5 protein-coding genes and 2 pseudogenes are annotated in these 3978 nt (G+C 46.3%); 5 read left to right on the forward strand and 2 right to left on the reverse strand.

Features of this window, described 5'->3' with window-relative positions:
• The 5 genes and pseudogenes from H6G00_RS35025 to H6G00_RS24425 all read left to right on the forward strand — a co-directional run.
• On the forward strand, window positions 1-180 hold a 180-nt coding region (locus tag H6G00_RS35025; protein ID WP_206757019.1), incomplete at its 5' end, for a hypothetical protein.
• A 34-nt stretch (window positions 181-214) separates the two neighbouring features.
• Window positions 215-1249 (forward strand): endonuclease NucS domain-containing protein, encoded by a 1035-nt coding sequence (locus tag H6G00_RS24410; protein WP_190798740.1) that lies wholly within the window; start codon window positions 215-217, stop codon window positions 1247-1249.
• Window positions 1246-1515 (forward strand): potassium-transporting ATPase subunit F, encoded by a 270-nt coding sequence (locus H6G00_RS24415; RefSeq protein ID WP_190798741.1) that lies wholly within the window; start codon window positions 1246-1248, stop codon window positions 1513-1515. The genes H6G00_RS24410 and H6G00_RS24415 overlap by 4 nt, the downstream gene beginning before the upstream one ends.
• Window positions 1515-2122 (forward strand): annotated as a pseudogene (gene kdpC, locus H6G00_RS24420) (K(+)-transporting ATPase subunit C). Before H6G00_RS24415 ends, kdpC begins: the two are co-directional and overlap by 1 nt.
• 3 nt (window positions 2123-2125) lie before the next feature.
• Window positions 2126-3263 (forward strand): annotated as a pseudogene (locus tag H6G00_RS24425) (sensor histidine kinase KdpD).
• Between the two features lie 50 nt (window positions 3264-3313).
• Here the strand turns inward: H6G00_RS24425 and H6G00_RS24430 are convergent.
• Window positions 3314-3652, reverse strand: a complete 339-nt coding sequence (locus H6G00_RS24430) for a hypothetical protein (protein ID WP_190798742.1) — start codon at window positions 3650-3652, stop codon at window positions 3314-3316.
• On the reverse strand, window positions 3649-3978 hold a 330-nt coding region (locus tag H6G00_RS24435), incomplete at its 5' end, for an HNH endonuclease signature motif containing protein (protein WP_190798743.1). The genes H6G00_RS24430 and H6G00_RS24435, both read right to left, overlap by 4 nt.

Genomic DNA, 3978 nt, shown 5'->3' on the forward strand with positions numbered 1-3978 from the left:
GCAATAGCTGATGATTTCGGCAGGAAAGCGGTGACGAGAATACATAGACAGAACAGACAGGCAAGACGGGATTCTGTATTTTATCTCTTATCCAAAGTTAAGTTGACAGTACCGGTGGGTGGCATCATTGCCCCGTTTATTGCAATTAAGGCGATCGATCTAATCTTGCCGTTGTCCTAGCTATTATTGGAGCAATTTACGTGAAAGAAGGCTCATGTCAGAGGAAATTAGGATTTGGGAAATTAAGCCTGATGATCGTTTGCAGGAGATTCAACGATCTCGCTTGAACTTGGAAGCTCGTATAGAAGAGTGGATTGAACAAGATATCTCAATCCTTTCTGAGGATCTTCTAATTATCGGTAGACAGGTTAGAACTTCCTATGGGTTATTTATTGATTTACTGTGTTTGGCAAGTAATGGAGATTTAGTCATTGTTGAACTAAAAAGAGATCAAACCCCAAGAGAGGTTACAGCCCAAGTTTTAGATTATGCCTCCTGGGTTAAAAATCTTTCTCTAGAGCAAATAACGGAGATTGCTAATTGCTATCTACAGAGCAGGTATAGCAAAAACCTTGAGGAGGCTTTTGAGCAAAAGTTTGGTGTTGAATTACCGGAAGTTCTGAATGATCAGCATAGGATGCTGATCGTTGCCTCAAACGTTGATAACAGTACCGAGAGAATTATTAACTATCTATCTGACACTTACGGGGTTAATATCAACGTTGCAAAGTTCCAGTACTTCAAGAATCAAGATGGACAGGAACTAATCGCTAGAACATTTCTACTTGAACTAAATCGGGCAGAGCAAAGTGTTCAGGAAAAAGCACCATCCAAGAGAAAGCCTAATTTAACTTATGAGGAGCTTCAAGAATTAGCAAATCATAATGGCGTTGGTTCGTTATACAAAGAGGCTTTTGAAGTCCTTTTCAGTACCTATTTCACTCGTGCTGAACCTACTAGAAGTTCAATTGCATTCAAGAAGGGAAGTAAGGTTGTTCTTAGCCTTCTACCCATGAACAGCAATGCTGAGGTTGGACTAAAGTTCCAAATTTATGGAACTCGTTTCTGTGAGTGCTTTGGTATTTCACTGGATCAACTTCACTCTTTAATTCCTCAAAATATAGATAAGTGGGAGTACTACAAAGATGCACCTCCCGAATGGTCAGGTTACGAAGGATTTTTTGTCAATCAAGAAGCTCTTGAACGTTTCTTCAGCTTTAAAGACACGCAACTAACGGATGACACATGAAAGATAATTTGTACTCCAAACCCCCATCTTTGGCTCAAACTACTGAGTTTATTTCAGAGTCCTGGTTAGAATGGCGCAGGCAAAAATTACCCCTGTATTTGTTCCTGGCATTGTGCTTCAACCTGGTCGTTGCCCCTGTTGTTTATGCGGCCAGTGGCAATGAATTCTCCCGTACTCAAGCCTGGTCATTGGGTCTATTGGGACTAGGAACTGTTGTGCTTTCCATTTATCTATTCTTTGTCATGTTTGTACCGGAGAAGTTCTAATGAGTTTCGCACGCGAGGCAGGTCGAGCCATTCGATCGACCCTGGTACTCTGGGTCATCACCGCTCTGATTTATCCGTTAGTCATAGTTGCCTTTGGGCAAATCGCCTTTCCCTTTCAGGCAAACGGCAGCATCCTGACCAATACTCAAGGTCAGCCCGTCGGCTCAGCCTTGATTGGACAGCCGTTTACAAGCGATCGCTACTTCAACAGTCGCCCCAGCACCACCAACTACAGCACTGCTAATCCTACGAACGACGAAGCAGGTGTTCTTAAAACTGGTATATCGGGTGCAAGTAACCTGGCTCCTTCCAATCCTAATCTACTCAAACGAGTCCAGGAAACAACAACCCAATTGAAACAGATGGAGATTCAACCTACCACAGACTTGGTCTATACCTCTGGCTCCGGGCTTATCCCCACATCACACCAGAGGCAGCCAGAGCGCAAATTACACGGATTTCAGGAGTGCGTAGGCTTCAGCCCAATCAAGTGGAACTGTTAATTGTTCAAAATACAGAGGGGCGATTCTTAGGTATTTTCGGTGAACCTGGTGTGAATGTATTAAAGCTCAATCTTGCTCTCGATGCATTGAATCCTGCAAGTTAACCCATGTACCCATCTCCAAATTCTTCCCCTGACCGTACATACATTTGTCCTGCCCGTCGGGGCAAGCACAAAATTTTCATTGGTATGGCTCCGGGTGTGGGCAAGACCTTCAAAATGCTGGAGGAGGCATATCAACTCAAGCAATGTGGAGTCGATGTGGTAATTGGGCTGCTGGAGACCCACGGACGCAAGGAAACTGCAGAAAAAGCCGAAGAGTTGGAGATGGTGCCACGCCAGCAGGTCAACCCCAATGGAGTTGTCCTAACGGAAATGGATACGGAGGCAGTGTTGGCGCGTCAACCCCAACTGGCTCTGGTAGATGAACTCGCCCATACGAATGTTCCTGGCTCTCAGCGAGAAAAACGCTATCAGGATGTAGAAATTATTCTGGCAGCAGGAATTGACGTTTACTCCACTGTCAATATTCAACATCTGGAGAGCCTGAATGATTTAGTTGCTCGGATTACAGGGATAGTGGTGCGAGAGCGCGTGCCCGATCGCTTCTTAGAAGAAGCCGATGAAGTGATTGTGGTCGATGTCACACCTGAAACTCTGGAGGAGCGACTACGGGACGGCAAAATTTATGCGATGGAGAAAGTGGAGCAATCGCTGCAAAACTTTTTTCAGCGGCGCAACCTGATTGCCTTACGAGAATTAGCCTTACGAGAAGTCGCTGACAATATTGAAGAAGATGCCCTTGAGGAAGCATCCAATGGAACCAAAACGGATGCTCCTTTTTGCAGTATTCACGAGCGAGTTCTAGTCTGTGTTTCAACCTATCCCAATGCGATTCAGTTAATTCGGCGTGGTGCCCGGATTGCCGGATATATGCACGCATCCGTCTACTGTTTATTTGTTGATGATCCCGATCGTTTTCTCACTAAAGCAGAGAGTTTGCACGTTGAGACTTGTGAACGGCTTTGTAAGGAGTTTGGTGGAGAATTTATTCGAGCCAAAGACTATGACAAAGGCGCTCGCAGAAGTTGCTAGAAGCTACTACATCACTCAAATTGTGATTGGTGAAAGTCAACGATCACGCTGGAAATTAATCTTGCGTGGAACACTTACACACAAACTGTTGCGATTGCTCAAAAACATTGATGTGCACATTATTGGGGGTAAAGGTAGCGGTGCGATGTAGCAAGTCGAGTGTTAATCCTTAAACACTCGACGTTCTCCTTGAGGCGACAGTCACCCCGCCAAACGAGTTAAAGCTAACTGCATTCGTTTGCGGAACTGCGCTCCATCCAAGTGCAATTCTTTTGCCAAAGTTTTGCGAGGCACACGGCTGAAGTAAGCTGCCTCGATTAGCTCACGGTCTGCCGCTGTCATCTCGCTCAGTCGTTGCTGAAGTTGCTGTTGGGCGATCGCCAGTCGTGACGTAGCTACCACTTCGGCGCGGCAGGTCTGCTCTGGCATCAACCCCTCCTCGATGCTGGTGTGAAAGTCCTCGTCGAGGGAGCTTGTTTTTTGGTTGGCGATCGCCCCCCGAACTTCCCGCAGTTTGTCGGGTAAGAGGGAACACGTCACCGTGTCCCTCTCCCCTCAGAACCGCTCGTGACAGTCGTCCCATCAAGCGGCTCAAGCCATCTGTCACTCAGCCCTGCTCCCACTCGATGTACTTGTTGATGGCAAGCTTGATGAAGGTGAATTAAATTCTCCTCCTTGTCTGTACCGCCATCTTTCACTTGTACTCGGTGATGAGTATGCAGCGCTTCTCCGTTAAACAATGAGTCATGGCACACTGGACATCGCCAGTTTTGGCTCTGGGCAACTCGATAGTACTTTGAGCCCTTGTCCCAGTAGGTTTTGCCATATCGGGTTTGACGATGTTGCCAGTAACCATGCAGACTCGG

Source organism: Leptolyngbya sp. FACHB-541 (genome assembly GCF_014695875.1).
In the GTDB taxonomy this organism is placed as follows: Bacteria; Cyanobacteriota; Cyanobacteriia; order Elainellales; family Elainellaceae; genus JAAUTN01.